15 protein-coding genes and 1 pseudogene are annotated in these 15,714 nt (G+C 33.6%); 8 read left to right on the top strand and 8 right to left on the bottom strand.

Translation table 11 applies throughout. The features are described from left to right. Nucleotides 1-185 precede the first annotated feature (185 nt). The 3 genes from NKR74_RS13445 to NKR74_RS13435 all read right to left on the bottom strand — a co-directional run bounded on the left by NKR74_RS13445 (nucleotide 186) and on the right by NKR74_RS13435 (nucleotide 4,258). The gene (locus tag NKR74_RS13445) at nucleotides 186-1,418 is read right to left on the bottom strand and encodes an MFS transporter (protein WP_253629886.1); all 1,233 of its coding nucleotides are present in this window, start codon (nucleotides 1,416-1,418) and stop codon (nucleotides 186-188) included. A 4-nt stretch (nucleotides 1,419-1,422) separates the two neighbouring features. Beyond that, a complete protein-coding gene (locus NKR74_RS13440) occupies nucleotides 1,423-2,466 on the bottom strand; it encodes an ArsR/SmtB family transcription factor (protein WP_253629885.1) in 1,044 nt (347 codons plus the stop codon). Nucleotides 2,467-2,692: 226 nt separating this feature from the next. Then, a complete protein-coding gene (locus NKR74_RS13435) occupies nucleotides 2,693-4,258 on the bottom strand; it encodes an IS200/IS605 family accessory protein TnpB-related protein (protein WP_253629884.1) in 1,566 nt (521 codons plus the stop codon). Nucleotides 4,259-4,784: 526 nt separating this feature from the next. On the opposite strand from NKR74_RS13435, the gene NKR74_RS13430 reads away from it, so the two are divergent. The 3 genes from NKR74_RS13430 to NKR74_RS13420 all read left to right on the top strand — a co-directional run bounded on the left by NKR74_RS13430 (nucleotide 4,785) and on the right by NKR74_RS13420 (nucleotide 7,233). Then, on the top strand, nucleotides 4,785-5,531 hold the full coding sequence (locus NKR74_RS13430) for a Nif3-like dinuclear metal center hexameric protein (RefSeq protein WP_098310225.1): 747 nt from the start codon (nucleotides 4,785-4,787) through the stop codon (nucleotides 5,529-5,531). A 104-nt stretch (nucleotides 5,532-5,635) separates the two neighbouring features. Continuing rightward, entirely contained in the window at nucleotides 5,636-6,526 is an 891-nt protein-coding gene (locus tag NKR74_RS13425; protein ID WP_253629883.1) for a PhzF family phenazine biosynthesis protein, read from the top strand. Next, on the top strand, nucleotides 6,523-7,233 hold the full coding sequence (locus NKR74_RS13420) for an HAD family hydrolase (protein WP_253629882.1): 711 nt from the start codon (nucleotides 6,523-6,525) through the stop codon (nucleotides 7,231-7,233). The genes NKR74_RS13425 and NKR74_RS13420 overlap by 4 nt, the downstream gene beginning before the upstream one ends. Before the next feature lie 69 nt (nucleotides 7,234-7,302). Here the strand turns inward: NKR74_RS13420 and NKR74_RS13415 are convergent, their stop codons facing one another. Then, nucleotides 7,303-7,896, bottom strand: coding sequence for a hypothetical protein (locus tag NKR74_RS13415; RefSeq protein ID WP_253629881.1), 594 nt, complete (start codon nucleotides 7,894-7,896; stop codon nucleotides 7,303-7,305). Between the two features lie 332 nt (nucleotides 7,897-8,228). Here NKR74_RS13415 and NKR74_RS13410 point away from each other — a divergent pair. Both NKR74_RS13410 and tnpA read left to right on the top strand, forming a co-directional pair. After that, nucleotides 8,229-8,312, top strand: a pseudogene (locus NKR74_RS13410) (hemolysin XhlA family protein); the annotation flags it as partial. Between the two features lie 85 nt (nucleotides 8,313-8,397). Further along, nucleotides 8,398-8,715, top strand: a complete 318-nt coding sequence (tnpA, locus tag NKR74_RS13405) for an IS66 family insertion sequence element accessory protein TnpA (RefSeq protein WP_098310228.1) — start codon at nucleotides 8,398-8,400, stop codon at nucleotides 8,713-8,715. Nucleotides 8,716-8,995: 280 nt separating this feature from the next. On the opposite strand, the gene NKR74_RS13400 is transcribed toward tnpA, so the two are convergent. After that, nucleotides 8,996-9,196: a DUF1657 domain-containing protein gene (locus NKR74_RS13400; RefSeq protein WP_253629880.1), complete on the bottom strand. Its 201-nt coding sequence runs from the start codon at nucleotides 9,194-9,196 to the stop codon at nucleotides 8,996-8,998. Between the two features lie 367 nt (nucleotides 9,197-9,563). On the opposite strand from NKR74_RS13400, the gene NKR74_RS13395 reads away from it, so the two are divergent. Beyond that, complete coding sequence (locus NKR74_RS13395; protein WP_253629879.1) at nucleotides 9,564-10,781, top strand: phospholipase D-like domain-containing protein; 1,218 nt, start codon at nucleotides 9,564-9,566, stop codon at nucleotides 10,779-10,781. Between the two features lie 634 nt (nucleotides 10,782-11,415). Beyond that, nucleotides 11,416-11,793 (top strand): hotdog family protein, encoded by a 378-nt coding sequence (locus tag NKR74_RS13390; protein ID WP_098310231.1) that lies wholly within the window; start codon nucleotides 11,416-11,418, stop codon nucleotides 11,791-11,793. Between the two features lie 284 nt (nucleotides 11,794-12,077). On the opposite strand, the gene NKR74_RS13385 is transcribed toward NKR74_RS13390, so the two are convergent. Then, nucleotides 12,078-13,529 (bottom strand): RNA-guided endonuclease InsQ/TnpB family protein, encoded by a 1,452-nt coding sequence (locus NKR74_RS13385; protein WP_253629878.1) that lies wholly within the window; start codon nucleotides 13,527-13,529, stop codon nucleotides 12,078-12,080. Between the two features lie 275 nt (nucleotides 13,530-13,804). On the opposite strand from NKR74_RS13385, the gene NKR74_RS13380 reads away from it, so the two are divergent. Beyond that, nucleotides 13,805-14,431, top strand: coding sequence for a cysteine hydrolase family protein (locus tag NKR74_RS13380; protein ID WP_098310232.1), 627 nt, complete (start codon nucleotides 13,805-13,807; stop codon nucleotides 14,429-14,431). A gap of 119 nt (nucleotides 14,432-14,550) precedes the next feature. Here the strand turns inward: NKR74_RS13380 and NKR74_RS13375 are convergent, their stop codons facing one another. After that, nucleotides 14,551-14,808 carry an SMI1/KNR4 family protein gene (locus NKR74_RS13375; RefSeq protein ID WP_253629877.1) on the bottom strand — a complete coding sequence of 86 codons (258 nt, stop codon included), beginning with the start codon at nucleotides 14,806-14,808 and terminating at the stop codon, nucleotides 14,551-14,553. Nucleotides 14,809-15,231: 423 nt separating this feature from the next. Further along, nucleotides 15,232-15,489: a hypothetical protein gene (locus NKR74_RS13370; protein ID WP_253629876.1), complete on the bottom strand. Its 258-nt coding sequence runs from the start codon at nucleotides 15,487-15,489 to the stop codon at nucleotides 15,232-15,234. Nucleotides 15,490-15,714 lie beyond the last annotated feature (225 nt).

The following is a 15,714-nucleotide window of genomic DNA, read 5'->3' as shown; positions in this document are numbered from 1 at the left end:
GGTTTTACAATAAATTGGTTTTATGCTAACAAAAGGTGCTTTCATGTGCAGAAAATACTTTTTAAGTTTACAACTATTTTTAAACAGTCTAATACTTGTTTATATAAATAAAATAATAACTTCTGATAAGGAAATATAAACAAAGGCCAAAAATTTCTCAGCCTTTGTTTATATTGTAAAGAAAATTAAATATTAATAACATCATGTTTTTCTTCATCTAAAAAGGAAAAGAAGGGAAGTAACATACCGAATAAAGCAGGAATGATAATGAAACTACCAATCATGATATACAAAAGACGGATGCCAGAGACTTCTACAATTTGTCCCGCAAAAAGAATACCTAAAGGCATAGTAGCTCGAATTAAAAAGAGACGAACAGAAAATACTTGTCCCATAAGGTGAGAAGGGACAGTTTTTTGAAGGAGACTCGTTTGATGAATGTTGAAAAATGGGAAACAAACACCTCCAAAAATTTCGCACAAAACTGCAAGAGGAAAGGATGTTACAAAGCCAAGTAAGAAAAAAGATAGTCCGCCCATGAAAAGACCTGAAAGCATAATATATCTGAGCGGCCATTTATTTCTCCATTTACCTACTAAAAAAGAACCGACCACATACCCTAAAGGAAAACTTCCCATAAATAGGCCGTATGAAAAAGATGTCCCTTTTAATTCTTCTATTATATAAGGAACATTGATTACCATCGTTACCCCGACGCTAAATTGGACTAAAGAAGTAAAGAAACCAAGCCATCTGAGCGGACGTTGTTTGAAAAAGTATTGATATCCGGCAATGATTTGTTTTAACCAAGTAGCTTTTTTACTATCGTGTATAACCGAAGGCTCATGGAGATAAGAAAGGCTACCGGCACTTATAAGAAATAAAATTCCTACCACTATGTAAGTAGACAAAGTTCCTATGTAAGCTATTATGAGTCCTACTAATGTAGGAGCTAAGAAACTCATGGTACGCATTGTTCCATCAATCCAGGCGTTGGCCTGTGTTAATCTGTCCTGTTGTACAATCGTAGGAAGCAGGGCCGATGCAGCTGGAACATAAAGAGGCTGTAGAATTCCAAGTACCACTTGAATAACAAACAAACTCCATATCTCAATCTGCCCCAAGAACATAAGAAGAGCAGGTAAGAAGAACACAATTCCTCTTAAAATTTGAGAACATAGCATAATATATTTACGGCTTGTCCGGTCAATGAAAGGGCCGATAAAGAGTTGAAGAATTAAAGACGGGATAAAATACGTTAACCATAGCGTCCCCATAGCCGATTTTGATCCGGTGATTTCGTATAATAGCAGTGAATTACATAGCGCTCCTATCGTTCCTCCAAGTTCAGAAATGGTTTCCCCGAGCCATAAACATAAAAAAGAACGATTTGAGAACACATGTTGATTTTTCTCCATCTCTTTACTCCTTTCCTAGAAAACGCTGTAATTTCTCTTGAAGGGAAGTTAAGTGGTCAAGCTGTATATAATACCGAGAACCTTTGCCATTAATGATCCGAGCTGCCCGGAGTAAAGATAAATGATGATGGAGCGTTGTCTTGGGAGTTTTGAGCTTCTCGGTTAACTCTTGAAGTGAGTGATCTCTTTCAGTTAGTAATTTAATAATTTTTAATCGTGTTTCATCTCCAAGTGCTTTATAACTATGAACTAATGTGGAAGGCGGAGAATAAGGATCTTCTACTAAACTCACGTTATCGTCTGAAATGGGATAATAAAATACTTTAATCCCTGGTAAAGTCGTTTCTACGTTCCAAGGCCGGTACACATATTGTGGGATAAGTGTGACTTGATGAATGGAAGGTTCAGGTTGATATGTACTACCTGTTATATATTTGACAAGTTCTTCGGGATGATAAGTTGATTGAAGTACACGTTTTTGCTGGGCATCACGCTCAAGCATGCTAGTAAACTCTATGTAATTAGGTTGTATCACTGTTTCATACCAACCTTCAGAGATGATTTTCAGGTGTCGTTTAAGTACAGAAGTATCGATAGATGAAATATGTTTAATGTATGCCGGGAAAAATTTGTGATGTTGACAAGCTTTTATGAAGGAAGTTATAGCTGTTTCTTCTTTATGGGATGCTTTTCTCCGATTGTCTTCATGCTGCAATCCGATATAAGGCAAACAACGCCAACGTAATTCCTCTTTAGTTAGTTCGTCAAGAAAATGAAAAAAACTTTCAAGAGAATCAAAAGAACGGGAGTGAAGTAATTGTAGTAAAGCGAACCATGTATTGTGTTTGTGTGTGTATTGTAGTTCTTTTTGAACGGCAGCAGATAATTTTTTTTCAATGTCCTTCCAATAATCTATAGGCTTTTCAAAAGTATGGTGAAAATCGTAATACGTACAAGCCGCAATACCTAGTCCCATTTCGAATAAAATCGAATGTTTAATTTGAACAGAATAAGTTTCTCTTGTCGCATTTAAGTTTATTACTTTCATTGTTCATCCTGGTTACTAAAATCTAATTATTTCTAACATTCGTCCCCGAACCAAGAAAAAGGGGACATACCGTGACGATTCTCACGTCACTCCGTCAGGAAAGGATTCTAACCTTTGTCATGAACCTATTGTTCAAGATAACCTGCGGCGCTCTGTTAAAGCCGGCTTATTGCGATAAACCATTCCTTCCAACGGTCAGTTTATCACAAAGATTTTAGTACCAGGATTACACCTCCTTTAATTGTAATTTCTGGTTCTTTATGATTAAAGTTTTATGAATAACATTCCACAGTTTCCAACTATGGTTTTCTTTAAAATGATCAATATTTTTGAGCATCATACCTATATATTTTCGTCTTTGTTTTCCATGATTTGATTGTTTCTCGGATTCTTCCATTGACCCAAGAATACGAATCAAATGTGGTTTAACCAAAGAACGGAGTTGATTTAATAATTTCTTCGGAAGTTTTTCCTCTAAATCTAATCCTCTTCTACCAATCACCAAAGAGGCTGCTTCATGTACAGATAAACCATACATTTTACTGTATTTGAATCGCCCAATGACAGAAGTATAGGCTGGATTTACTTTCTTAATTTTAAATCCAAACTTCAATCCTCTTGAAATAATGGCTTTTTGAAGCTTGTTTTTCGCGAAAGAATGCGTGAGTCGATTAAACTTTCTATTTGTATCGTGCGTTTGTTTGAGTGTGATATTCTCTAATACAATAGCGCCCACGTTCCAATCCAATAGATATTCAATCATTTCTTTGGCTACTTCTCCTGCCACATTGCTTCTACGATTACTTTTTACATATTCCATTTCATGACAATAAAATGTTTTGCTTTTAAGTAAATTTCCTTGCTTTGTCAAAATAGAAACAGCTATCTTATCAATATTTACATCAATTCCTGCAATGATATCAGAGTCAATCTTATCATTCCATCCTAATTCAGAACCATAAGTCTCCCTATCATAGGTGATATGAACATAATAAGTACCATTTCTTCTTTTTAACTCAATGGAATATACTTTATATTCTTCAATCGGTTTTCCTTTAGAATTAAAACCAACAATGGTAGGCATGACAACATCTACAATTTCATTAAAATATTTATTGGGAATATGAAGTTTGAATCGTAATCGAGGACTGTTTTTCCCAGTAGATAGAACTGGATTTGCTACTTCTAAGTAAAATTGTTGTTCTTGCTCGTCGAATAAAATACGAATATTTAAATTCCCTTTTTTCGTTTTATCTCCGCGAGAATACAATGTATTCGAACGAAGATCTCTCCATTCTTCTTTAGAAATCTTCTGTTTTAATCGTTGATAAAATTGTTTTTTTCCTCCGAAAATGACAGTAGGAATTGTCTGATTTTCTTGATGTTTCAAAAGAACCGTTTCTTTTTCCTGTAGTTTAACCAAACGTGCATGTAACCCTTCTAAACAAAGTTGCAATGGAACCTTTTTAGGTTTCTTTTTACCTGTTTGATAGTCTTCTATTTTTTGTGTTGTTTTTTGAATTTTACCTTTTACACCCTCAATACGAATAGGTAATAATTCTTTCTGACTGGAAATAATAGCCTGCGCTTGCATGACTGCATCTTCTGCATACCGTTTATTTAAGTTAAAAAGCACGTTCACTTTTTTAATGAGTTCTCCAGCTTTTTCACCTTCTAAGAGACGATTGAATGAATAACGTATAGAAGTACAGAATATTTTCACTAACTGATGAAGTTTTTCAAATTCAGAATCATTTTCATCTTGTAATGTACAAATTCGAGTTATCTTCATACAAGACACCTTCATTCATTTTTTTAGATTCTCTTCATTCCATTTCTTTCTTCTGCGTTTCCCATAGATTCAATTTGAAAAAGATGTTGTAATTACAATTCAGCCCTCAGCCAATTCTTGTTGTTCATTTTTGGTTTATCACTGTAATTTTAAATTAACTATAACATGACAAATTTGTCTTCAAAAAGAAATAGTACTTTTATCATTCTAAGATAAAAAAATGTTGTTTTTAATGATGGAGCACACTCTGCATATAATATCCTAAAAACTTATGGTGAAGAGCTAAAACAATAGTGCAATTCCAAGTTTTGGATTTATATAGATTTCATTAAAAAACGTGAATTATTTTTAAACTGTTGTTACCTCTTTTTTTATTTTATTCTACATTTTTGGAATTTTATTTTCAATAATTTTCGAATATTCTAGTAAAATGCGTAGAACATAAGATTTAAAGGAAGGGTTTTCTAGAATAGTGAAGAATCTTTATATGGTTAAAACACATTAAATGTATAAGGGTGAGGGAAATATGCATATACAACAATTTAACCAACACATTGAAGAAATATTTGGAGAACATTTACATAAGTATGGGGATCAGTTTGGTATAACAAACGTAAGTAATGAAAATTTTCATAAAATAGGTTACACAACAAACTTAACATTAGAAACAATTGAAGAAGCAAGGAAAGAAAATGTCGATATGATGATTACGCATCATGCTGCATGGGAGTTTTTATACGGAATGGAAGAAGCTTGTATATGTAAACTGAAAGAATATAATATTAATCACTTTTGGGTACACTCACCGTTAGATTTCGTTGAATTTGGAACGTGTACGTCGTTGTTTCATGCAATTGAAATTGATGAAATGATAACGTATTCATCTTGTGATAACGAAGAATTACCTGGCGTTGGTGAATATACAAATCCAATTTCATTTTCGCAGTTAGTCGAAAGAGTTGAGAGTAAGCTTGGTGAAAAGGTGAAGGCTTGGAAAAATAATGATAAGGAAGTAAAACGAATTGGTATTATAACAGGAGCAGGGCATTCGACTGACCATATTCAAGCAGCACTGGACAGTGGCTGTGATACATACATAACAGGAGAAAAGACGTTATATACAGTGCAATATGCGAAGTTTAAAAATATTAATCTTATCGCAGGTAGTCATACATTTACTGAAATATTTGGTTTGGAAAGTTTAGTGAAAAGACTGCAGGAGTTCGATAACTCTCTTGAGATTGTTCAGTTGTATGAAGCGCATATAGAGTAATAGATTATTAGCACCCTATTTGTTCCTTTAAAAAATGAATAAGATTAGGTCATAGATATTTTCTACATTTATAGCATAATAAAATGGGGGAGAGAGGGACTGGATTGAAGATTAAAACATATTTGTTAAATGCTTTCACTAAAGGTGAAAAAGGCGGGAATCCAGCTGGGGTTGTTTTAGATACAAAAGGTCTTACAACAGAAGCTATGCAGGCTATTGCAAACAAACTAAATTTCTCTGAAACCGCCTTTGTGTTTCCTTCTGTAACTTCAGATTACGAGATTAGATACTTTACCCCCAATGAAGAAGTTGCTATATGTGGACATGCTACAATTGCTGCTTTCTCCCTATTAGCTCAGATTAGAGCAATAAGAAAAAAGATATACACAATAAAGACGAAAGCAGGGATATTAAGTGTACAGATGCATAACAATAAAATGATATCTTTACAACAAAATCTTCCTGATTTTCTTAAAACAATTCCCCGTGAAGAGATTACTAAGTCTTTAAATTTAGATGAAGAAAAACTAATACCTGATATGCCCATTCAAATTGTATCTACAGGCTTACGCGATATTATTATACCTGTAAGAGGACTTTCAGACCTGCTAGAGATTACTCCTGATATGAAAAGAATTGCTGAAATAAGTAAAAAATATAATGTAACTGGCTATCATGTATTTACACTGGAAACACTACATAATTCTACAGCTCATTGCAGAAACTTTGCACCTCTATTTGATATTCCAGAAGAAAGTGCTACTGGTACATCAAATGCAGCACTAGCATGTTATTTAATAAAACAAAATAAAAAATTTGAAAAATATAGTACCTTTACCTTTGAGCAAGGGTATGTAATGAATAAACCTTCAGAGGTTGTTGTAAATGTATCTACTAACCTTGGTAATATTACAGATGTTCAAGTAGGAGGCTTTGCTTCTAATTTTCAAGAAAAATATATTTCTATTAACAGAAATAAGGGGGGAGCGAATTGAATAAATATAGTTTACTCTTATTCGATTTGGACGACACACTTCTTGATTCCACTTGGTTTAATGTCGGACTAATTAAGACTCTTGAAATGCATCCTATAACAAGAAACCTTGACGCATCGGTATTCCTTGAGAAAAAATTACATATCCCAAAATCCTTATTAAAGCGTTTTAAAAATCGGGAACTAACTCCAGCGGAATTTAGAAGGGCTAGGTGGAAGCATGCTTTTGCTCATTTTAACGTGTTACCTGATGTAGAACTTATTGATGAGCTTGATACACTTTTTATTAAAACAGGTATGGCTTGCATTGGTATAAATAATTCAATTATAAGCTTATTACATGAATTAAAAACACATTATGATCTTGGAATAGTCAGCAATGGATTATATGATCCGCGATTAAAAATTCTCCAAATGGGATTGTCGAAAGTATTTAGCAACGACACAATATTCCATGCTGAGCAATTAGGCTATAGAAAACCAGATCCAGAAATTTATACGGTGGCATTGGAACACTTTGGTAAAAAGCCGGAGGAGACTCTTTTTATTGGTGATTCTTGGGCCCATGACATAGTCGGGCCCATAGAAACAGGTATGGACGCCATTTGGGTTAATCCAAAGGCCCTTTCCAAAACTACTGCACATACTCCAATTGCAGTTGTATCAGATGTCACAGAAATACGGCATATATTGCTACACAATAACTAATTTAACGGAATTTAAAATGAATTAAGGAACACTTAAAATAACAAACTTTCGAAAAATACACAGTATTGGTTATTCTACAATTGTTAATTCATAGATTCCATCAAACGAGTTTGATTCAGGAGGCTGAACATCCTGAATCGTTGCGATATTCCCAACCTTTATCTTGTCGCCGTTGGTGATTTTTATCATTTCTGGTGGTACATATCCCCCATTATTTTCACCATGCAGCGGTAACCATTTTATTGATTTGTCAGTTACCTCAATAATTTTATATTGAATTGTGCCGTCGTATTTTATTTTTCCTACAACATCCTTAACGATTATTGCTTTATACTTTCCATCGCTGGTTTTCTCGAAGCATACGTGATCACTAACATCAATTATGCCGTTTCTTTTATTGTTCCTCCATGTAGTACCACTAATTTCAGAATAATTGATTTCTGCAGCGTTTTCTTTTTTATTTTGATTAGAATCTTCGAGATACAATACGTCTTCTTTAATGGCTGTAACCGTATATTCTCTCCCTTCTACAACTTTACCTATTTCTTCTCCCTTTGATGTCACCGACTCTTTTTGATTCGTTTCCTTTTGAACAATATTTTTTTCACTACATGCTGCCAACATCATAATTAATAATCCAGTCGTTAATAATGACCTTTTCACTAGATTTCCCCCTTAGGCCCATAAATAAAGTATTTTATTCTATTATTATATCTCGAAAAACGAATATTTCGAAAAAACGGTTTAAACATAATCTTGATTCAAGAGTATCAATGAATCTGAACAAGTAGGATATACAGAAAAAATCTTACTTTAATGCATTTATTGTATATTTACATAACAACTACTTATGATAAGAAATTGAAAGATCCCATGTTTGCAAAAGGAAAAATACATTAAAATATACAATTTATATAATTCCATTTAAAAAATACAGTATTTATCTTAAAAGAAGGGATACTACTTCTCTTTTTATAAAAAAAAGGGGGGAACAAATGGCTGAACAAGTTAAACATGACGATTTTAAAGAGCTATTAGTTGGGCTAACAAGGATCGAAACAAAACTTGATACACTAGGAAAGTAAGCGTCAAATATTCCCTACCTACTATTTGTAAATAACCCATGAGATAATCTCCTTATATACTACATGTGGAGGTTTTTTTATGAAAAGACACCTATTAAAGAAAGAATGGGAAACTTATATTCAAGACTATAAAAACAGTGAATTATCAAAAGTTGCCTGGTATCAAAAACAGAACCTACCAGTTTATCGGCTATATTACTGGCTGAAAAAATATAGTGTGGTTGAAACCGCAAAAGAGAACAATTTAAGTTCCTATCATTATCTTCGTTATTTGTTTGAAACGCTCCCCAATATCGATTTAAATAATAAAGAGGACATTGATAAAGTCTTGCCGTGGTCAACGGATTTACCGTCTAGATGCAGAGTACCGAAAAAAAGTGAAGTAAACGAAAAATAACTCCAAAATCAACTTTTATTGTATGTTTTAGAGTTACTTTACGTTTACTTTTAAATCCACATCCATCAACTTAAGAATTTTATAACACACCCAAAACGAAAAAATGTACATCTCCAGACGAAAATGTACGTTTCTTTGTTTTGGGATACTTGCTTTTCTTATTTTGATAGTGATGTGGTGAGACCCTTTAATTGTAATCATCATTTTGATAATCGTTATCTAAGCTGAGCACTCTTCCATGTGGACGCTATTCTATGTGGAAAGTATTGGTATTACGTTATTACTTGTACTGAGGCTCTTCTTGTTCAATTTGCTGAAGACGAGGATTTAAAGATTCAATAATTTCTTGAGTTTGTTGTGCTGCACCTTTATATAATTGTTTTGCTTGCTGATTATCAGTATCAAGAACAAATCCTTCTAGGCATGCTTGAACACTCTTTAATCCAGAGATAGTTTGTTTAAGTTTAGTGCTTACTGTCATGTAGTATTTCCTCCTTGTAAATGTATTTCAAAATATAGAATGCCTATTCTGTTATCATAGTACGATTTCCAATTTTAGGGCTATCAGAAATAATAACCCTAAATTAGAGTTATGTGAATGAGAAATTTTACAGTTAATTATTTGAAGGAGGATTTTTTTTAGCCAATAGATACATGGAATACTGTTAAGTGGTGTTATGTTAACTTGACGTGAATAGAATATTCATAAGAAAAATCTACCATGTGAGAACGTAAATTATTTATATATTCTATGGTAAAGATTAGCTTCATGGATGGATATGGAATAGTTTTGTCCCGATAACAAAAACTAACAGAAAGAAAACGATAATATATAAAGGAGATTAAATATGTTGAAAAAGATAGGAAAAACTTTCCTGGTACTCCTCTTTGTATTTATCGGCGTATGTTTTGTTTGGGATGAAATTGACAGAACAGCAGCTGAAAAAAGTGGGAGATTTGGTCAGCAGCCTAGCCAATATCCTATTCGTCAAAGTGATATTACTATGTATACAGACGGGAAACAGTTCAACAATCAATTATTTTCAGATATAAAGAAAGCAAAACATTACGTGCATATTAACTTTTTCTCTATTGCTGATGATAAAGTAAGTCATCAGTTTCTGGAGTTATTGAGGCAAAAAAGTCAGGAAGGTGTAGAAGTATACTATGCAGTGGACAGGCTAGGTGGAATTTTACTAAAGAAAAAGGAAAGAGAATTATTAGTTAAAAAAGGAGTGCATTTTACGTATTACAATAAGCCTGCTTTCCCTTATCTTTCTTCTTCTGTGAATCATCGGAATCATCGTCGTATTTCAGTTATTGATGGAAAGATTGGGTACATTGGCGGATTTAACATTGGCAAGAAGTATTTAGGAGAAAAAGAAAAACTTGGTTACTGGAGAGATTATCACCTTCACATACGAGGAGAAGGAGTTCAAGATCTAGAACACCAATTTGTGTTAGACTGGAAGAAAAACTCAGAGAAACCGATTCCGATACACAGTGCGATAAAGGAAAAGGGAGCAACCTCGCATCGATTTACTGCATATTATAGCGGAGAAAAACTTGGGCAAGATTATGCAATGCTGTTTCAACAAGCAAAAGAATCCATCATTATATTAACACCTTATTTTATACCAAAAGACAAAACTATTTGGAATGCATTAGTAGATGCAAGAAAGAGGGGAGTCCGTGTCAAAATTTTGTTCTCACCTCATTCGGATGCACTGTTAGTTAAAGAAGCAGCGTATCCATATATCCGAAACGCATTAAAACAGGGAATAGAAGTATATGGTTATAAAAAGGGAGTGTTACACGGTAAAGTATTTTTGATTGATGAAAAAGTATTGATGGTTGGGACCGTGAATTTTGATTCGCGCTCGTTTCATTTAAATGAAGAAATGAACTGTTATATCCATGACCCTGTCTATATTTCGAAAATAAAGCCAGTCATTAATGAAGACTTACAAAATTCAAAGCGAGTAACATCCTCTGACGTCAATCAATTATCTATAAAAGAAAAAATGAAAGAAAAGGTTGCAAAAATGTTTGAGTATTATTTGTAAAAACAAAGGATTTTTATATTAAGGAATAGTAAACTGCATTTTATTAGAATAAATTAAAGTACTGACACATGGGTGAAGCTTAGTAATGCAATTAATCAAAATCAAAAAATTGTTCATCAATGCGAGCAGAATAGATGGATATACCGAGAAAACCTTATTTTAAAGGAACTGAAAAAAATTTATGAATGAGTATGGATATGATTTGTCTTCGCAATCAGTAGCTTTAGTGAAATAACATGGGGTTCGCCAGAGATTTATCAACAAAATTTTAAAATGTTAAAAGAAGTATTGAATTGTTGAATCAAAAAAGAGGTTTTCCGAATAATTTCACTTGGAAAACCTCTTTTAAGTATTTAAATATCTAATTCAAGCTACACTCTAGTTTTTTTGCGGATACCTTATTTTTTAAATAGTGTCTTTTTGTTTCTCGCTAAATAAGAATTCTCAAAATATTTTTGATTAAACTTTATTTCAGACCTACAAATATTGAATAAGGTGGTTTGAATTTAACATTTCGTATCTTCTTTTATCATGTCTCTGTATAATAAATGTAAGAATAATCTGATATTAGTTAACTGTGTATTTGAACAGTGAAATTAAGTGAATCATGAAATGTTTTTGAGGAGGGATATTGATGGGATTACAAGTAGGCGAAAAAATCACCTTTGAGCGAACATTTACAAAAGAAGATGTTGTATTATTTACGAAGGTATCAAAGGATGAAGGTGTTCATCATGTGACACCAGATGAACAAGGGCGATTTGTTGTACAAGGACTTTTAACATCAACACTCCCTACGAAAGTTGGCGGTGATTATAATGTATTGGCTCGTAAGATGGATTTTGAATTCTTACGCCCAGTTTTTAGTGGTGATACGATCCGTTGTGATGTAATTATTGAACAATTTGAACTGGATGAAAAAAATCGCACAAAAATTACTGCGGCGTTTACATGTATGAATCAACTTGAAAAAGAAGTATTAAAAGGAAGTTTCTCAGGCATAATTCTTTAATCATTTATAAAAATATGTAGTATAGCTTTTAACAGGGTTGAAAAATCAAATAAGATAGATGTGCAATTTTGTACTATAGCGACTTAAACAATCGATGTAATAATTCAATGAGAGAAACTTGAAAAGGAGTTTGTTTCATGAATATTACATCTTTTTTGATTTACTGTTTTATTATTACTCTGTAACGATCTTGGAAGGTAACTGTATTAATACCAAAGCTCCATGAAAACTCCCGCCACTTATCTCCTTCGGATCTTGAAGTGGGGGTTTCTCGTGTATCATCTTCAAAAGATGCTTAACACGAGTGGAGTTGACACAGCTGCCTGATGGCACAACCCCTCTATTCCATCGGCAAACGCCTTTGGAACTGCTTTTTTTAAGATGTTATAGGAACCATTCACATCTGCGTTTAGTAGAAGATTCTCTTTCGTACGATACAAGCCACGTTTGATACGTTTTCCACTGAATATAGGGATATTTTCCTCACCGTAAGTGGGGATAACATCATTATCTAAAAAAGATGCCTTGCTTGTATACGATTCTTCCACGACTTGTACAATAATACCTTTTCGTTTTGCTTTATAGGTGATCATTTCAATGAGTAGATTGTGTGGGATATGGTAGAAAGATTGATTCTGTTGTTTTCCCATATCACTGTTTTGTTTCCATGATTTATTTTTCCCAATCACAATCATAGAATTCTCCTGTTGAATCGCTAGCTGAACAATGTGGTAACTCATTTTATGGAAGAGGTCTTTTATTTTGAGAAATCGTTTTTCATGAAGCCTCCCTAAACGCTTGGATGTATGTGGTCCTTCTTTTGGTTCTTTTCCACGACGAAGAATCCCTAGTAAATAAGCCTTTTGCTTGTTGTAGTATTGATTGATACTTTTGATCACATTGCCCTTTACTAACACAGGAATAGCTCCTGTATTCGTTGTGATAGTTACAATGTTATCGATTCCTAAATCAATACTCATATAGCGGTTGTTGTCCACATGTTCAGGTGCTGACTCGGGTTGTTCTGCCACAATTTCCACCTTAAATTTCCCATAAGCAGGAGAAACACGTACCTCTTTGAGATTTTCAATACGCCCAAACAATTTACCAATATTTAATTTCATGCTTGTTTTTGGAAAGCGAATGTACTTATCTTGGAGCTTGCATACTTGATTGGTGAATACAATTTCTTTCATAGATGATTTGATATATTTGGGAATGCGAGGTCTGCCCGTAAAGGTGGAAGGATGTTTCTTGTATGCCTTGATGGAAGCGAAGAATGATTTCCAGTTTTGATACAACTTCTTCATAACTGCTTGATTCGTTTGCGCTGGCAAATTCATATAATCTTGTTGTTTCATTGTTTTAAACAAGCAATCTAAGAAATGATACGATAGGAACGATTTCTCTTGTGTCGGGAATGTAAACAAGTTACATTTCATTTCGTTTTGCTCTTTAACAGGTTTTTCTTTCTGTTTTTGCACGCGTTTTTGGTACGCATGGAATTGATTTTCATTCATGACTTCAATATGTGTTTGTAATGTATGGAGAACTTCTTGTTGAAGTGGATGTAATGATTTACCAGCACGTAAGGCCGTATACACTTGGCGAATATAGAAGTTTGTTGTATTGTAGAGATTTTTTGCGTTTTGACACATTTCTAGGAAGTAAGAGTATAACTTATGACCTTTCTTGATCCAAATTTGATAGGTTGCATACTCTTTTTCTTTCGTCATAATTTCCACCTCCTTCTTTCCTTCATGATACTACAAAACGCTAAAAAAAGAACATATATTCGCGTTGATGCAAGCATATTTTTACGAATGCGACGGCAATTCATCCCCACCTTAAACTAGGTTATACCCTGCGCGTTTTGAAGATGGGGTTTTCTTGCCGATTTCCCGATAAAAAAACAGCATGTGTCCAAGCCTCCATTAATATATATTCATGAAAGAACAATAGTTGAATATGAAAGACAGGATATATAATTATGTAAATTGGAGGAAAAAGAATGTTTAAACCTAATCCTGCTAATACAGCAATTGTCATAACGGACCCACAAAATGACTTTCTGTCCCCTGGAGGTAAAGGGTACCATTTAACAAAAAATATTATTGAACAGTACAACACACTAGGTAACCTTGAACTTCTAATGAGTACAGCCATGAGTAAAGGATATCAACTTTTTATTTCCCCCCATTATATTTATCCGCATGATTATAGTTGGCAATTTACTGGAGCTGAACAAAAAATGCTATTAAAGCTTCAGGTATATCAAAAACAAAATGCTTATACTTCTCCTACTGTAGGAGCTGACTGGGTTCCATCACTTACGCCTTACATTTTAGATAATCGAACAATCATTGCGACCGCCCATAAAATTGCCAGCCCACAGACAAATGATTTAGTTTACCAATTGCGTCAGCAAAGGAAAGAAAAGGTCATTTTGGCAGGTGTCCTATCAAACGTTTGTGTGGAATCACATATGAGAGACTTAATCGAAAATGGATTCCAAACAGCTGTTGTTTATGATGCCACTGCTACTATAAGTGATAAGGACTTTCAAGCAGCAGTTACAAATTATCAGGCATTCAGCAGTGCTACCTGGTCAACTCAACAGGCGATTTACCAATTATAAATACATTCAGTAAAAAAACACCGTCCCAAGAGTTTATTAATCTAACCTGCCCGTTAGCCAACTATGAAGCATAGCTTCACCACAGAATAAGTAAGGGAATTACGTTCTTACATGGTAGTTTAATAATCCAATTCTTCTTTGACTAGTGATAACAGAAAGCCGCCAAAGTCATTAGCGACAACTTCACACTCTTGCTCATCTGGTTCAAAACTAGAGTTATATACAATTACAAGTGGCTCGCCCTCGATATTACATTGGTTAAAATCTAGGCAGTACCATTCGCCCATTCCTGTATTAGAGATGATCAATAAGTTTTGAGGAAGATTAAATTCTTTACGCTCACCTAGGAAACGTAAAAGAAGTTGTAATTTTTCCATTAGTTAGGTTTTATTTACTGAATTAGGAGTTCCAGAAGCAAAGAGTTTCTTAGATGAATTAGCACCTTATTTATTGTCTTTCAGTATTGCACATGGTATTTGGATAGAGCATGGGCAAAAAGAAGACATTGAATAATGACTAAAAACATTATAGACCTATCAAAATTATAGTTATGGTATGTGGATTAAAAATTTAGATTCTCCGTAACATATCCTATAGAGTGGATTGAAATATATTTAGCATTTTGTTCTCAACAATATATATCGTATTGGATGGCACGAAATGAATTAATTTGTGCTACCTCATACGATAGCGCTTTTTCAACGTATTCATTTTGTATACTTTTTGGAGGACATTCAAACTATTAAACATTAATTTGAAGTATGTCTATTGGAAGGAAAGAAAAAATTTATATGTATTGACTACGACAAATTCCTAGTATCTTCTAAATCAACTAAGCCCCCCATTAAAAAAACCATAACACATAAATACAAAAACACCAGTATACAAAGCGCTACAATTACATAAGAAACAAACTTTAATATCCCCATTGGTGCTTTCATTGTCAGAATAACCCCAACTACAATTCCTAAAATCCCAAGTTTCCAATCAATGCTCGTCAAAAGACAACATACAATTAAAGATACTACTATTGAAATTACTCCGAAATATTTTCCCATGGTTTCACCTGCCTAATTTATCTCTATAAAAATTGGATAATTTAAGTAACTACAAAAACATACATTTATAAAGTATGGTATCTTGTAAAATCACTCGATTCCTTTTTTGTAAGTGCCAATACTTTGTTAACAAAAGAATGAGTAATAGTATATCCTTCTACGTCTGTATAGTAAGGAACATTCTTTTTCGTTGAATATCTTAGGGCCTGTCTTGTTAGTTTAATA

The sequence above is a fragment of the Bacillus sp. 3103sda1 genome, from assembly GCF_024159135.1.
GTDB classification, from domain to species: domain Bacteria; phylum Bacillota; class Bacilli; order Bacillales; family Bacillaceae_G; genus Bacillus_A; species Bacillus_A rhizoplanae.
Note: the sequence above shows the minus strand (reverse complement) of the source record. Positions and strands in the feature narration are given on the sequence as shown.

Bases quoted from the DNA above. Each gene is read 5' to 3' on its own strand.
- NKR74_RS13445 (WP_253629886.1), bottom strand. From the start codon at position 1,418: ATGGAGAAAAATCAACATGTGTTCTCAAATCGTTCTTTTTTATGTTTA.
- NKR74_RS13440 (WP_253629885.1), bottom strand. From the start codon at position 2,466: ATGAAAGTAATAAACTTAAATGCGACAAGAGAAACTTATTCTGTTCAA.
- NKR74_RS13435 (WP_253629884.1), bottom strand. From the start codon at position 4,258: ATGAAGATAACTCGAATTTGTACATTACAAGATGAAAATGATTCTGAA.
- NKR74_RS13430 (WP_098310225.1), top strand. From the start codon at position 4,785: ATGCATATACAACAATTTAACCAACACATTGAAGAAATATTTGGAGAA.
- tnpA (WP_098310228.1), top strand. From the start codon at position 8,398: ATGAAAAGACACCTATTAAAGAAAGAATGGGAAACTTATATTCAAGAC.
- NKR74_RS13400 (WP_253629880.1), bottom strand. From the start codon at position 9,196: ATGACAGTAAGCACTAAACTTAAACAAACTATCTCTGGATTAAAGAGT.
- NKR74_RS13395 (WP_253629879.1), top strand. From the start codon at position 9,564: ATGTTGAAAAAGATAGGAAAAACTTTCCTGGTACTCCTCTTTGTATTT.
- NKR74_RS13390 (WP_098310231.1), top strand. From the start codon at position 11,416: ATGGGATTACAAGTAGGCGAAAAAATCACCTTTGAGCGAACATTTACA.
- NKR74_RS13385 (WP_253629878.1), bottom strand. From the start codon at position 13,529: ATGACGAAAGAAAAAGAGTATGCAACCTATCAAATTTGGATCAAGAAA.
- NKR74_RS13380 (WP_098310232.1), top strand. From the start codon at position 13,805: ATGTTTAAACCTAATCCTGCTAATACAGCAATTGTCATAACGGACCCA.
- NKR74_RS13375 (WP_253629877.1), bottom strand. From the start codon at position 14,808: ATGGAAAAATTACAACTTCTTTTACGTTTCCTAGGTGAGCGTAAAGAA.
- NKR74_RS13370 (WP_253629876.1), bottom strand. From the start codon at position 15,489: ATGGGAAAATATTTCGGAGTAATTTCAATAGTAGTATCTTTAATTGTA.